Raw genomic sequence first — 1,735 nt, forward strand, 5'->3', positions numbered from 1 at the left:
CGCCTGAAGTGGTGGACCTTCCGGTCTACGGCAGGGAATCCCGATTCAACGAGCACTGTCCCGCCGTAGGCCCAGGCAGGACCTGGAATCCATATCCAAAAAAGCACACATTTTGTCGCTTAACCCGTTTTCTCACACCTACGCTGGGGTTCCACTGACTATCAATGCCGGTATCGAATTCTTTCGACCACCCATCCAGGACGCCGCGCACGCAAGCTCACCTCTCGCCCCAAGCTGTATGCCAGCTCGCTCAAGGACATGCCTAGAAGCCGCACATACCGGTAAACGGCATAACGACTGTTGTAGGTACACGGAGGGTGACAATACGCAGCCCTGCCCTCGATGTGGCCGGAATTGTGCACGTCAACGGCTTTGCTCGTCTCCCTGACCGTATACGGCCGCCCCCAACGCACGCTGACGGCTGGTTCTTGTCCCCTAAAGTCTCGATCTCGCTGGGCCCTGCAATACCCGCAGACTCCATACCACACACCTGACGTCATTCGGTGTTGATTTCTCAAAACGCGCGAATGGAACTGTTTTGAAAACCATATCGGGTTGTTGGTCGAGGTCATCCCGGGAAACCGGATAGATTTATACACACAAAATGTCCCTTAAGCCCTTCTTTTGGGGTGGAGTGTTGGACTGGCGCACCAAATTCGAGGTTTTCGTTTGGAGGGTTTACGTTTCCCCAGGTCGTTGTTGTCCTGTGCTGGATTGTGGTGCACAGCTAACGTACAGGCAGCTTCCTTAGGTTTCTGGTGCCGGGTTAAAAGCGTGGGATTAATGGAGTGCGATGCTGGTCGCTGAAAATCGGCCAGGCTGGGCAGAAATGGGCGACCTGCATCGCACGCTTCTAACACCTCGACCGGAATGGAAACTGACTGGTAGCTCAGGAAAGTTCCCCGAAGATCATGAACTATTTCTGGTTGTGCGAGATCGGTACACCAAATTCCGGTATTTCCCCTTAGTGCCAGGATGGTTGTGAACGTCAATCCATAGGAGGTTTTGTTCATGACCGACCCACAGTTGCCTGAGTTGGTGCCGTCAGCGTTGACGTCACCACCGACCGTTGCAACCCCGGTAAGGACCCACGGGGGCAAGACTAAAACATCACGCGAGGAAGTCAAAGAGATCCTAGCAATGCCACCGCGTGTGCTGGCAGCGGGGCAAGTACTCGATGAAGACACGTTGGCCTCACTTCAAGCAGTAGCAGTCGTGTTCTCCCCGTACCGCACTACTGGCTCTGGCAGGTGGTTTCATCCAGCACAGCAGCGACAAATGATCACGATTTATAACCGGTTGCCGTACGGCACGAAAGGCCCGTGGTGCGCCCGACAGGAAATCCAGTCCTGCAGCATTAAGCGCTGGGCCCGCACATTGCAGTTATCAAAGTCCACCGCTGATGGTTTAGATGGTATTCAACGAGCCAAACGCAGCGTTGATGAAGCATATCGGGGAAGGTATTCACCCGACTACATTCGTGAGATGGTCATTGAATATCAGCTGGTGCCGTATGGCCAGAAAGAAGCGTGGTTAATTGAACATGGACTTGCTGACCACACCATGCGACGCTGGACAGCAATGGTTGCCGATGGTGATCTCACCACACGTACTACACCAAGGAGGATTGGAACGTTGACGATGGATGAGTGCGTTGAAATCCAGCAGTTACGCAAGGAAGTCTCCGCGTTGATGCAGCAAAAGCGCAAGCTCGAACTCGATGCGAAGCGTCGGG

The 1,735-nt window shown here is 54.0% G+C and carries 1 pseudogene; it reads left to right on the forward strand.

Annotation, left to right across the window (positions count from 1 at the left end):
• Positions 1–1,011: 1,011 nt before the first annotated feature.
• A pseudogene (locus tag JMN37_RS11220) lies at positions 1,012–1,735 on the forward strand (hypothetical protein); the annotation flags it as partial.

The sequence above is a fragment of the Corynebacterium lipophilum genome, assembly GCF_024102595.1.
Classification (GTDB): domain Bacteria; phylum Actinomycetota; class Actinomycetes; order Mycobacteriales; family Mycobacteriaceae; genus Corynebacterium; species Corynebacterium pseudogenitalium.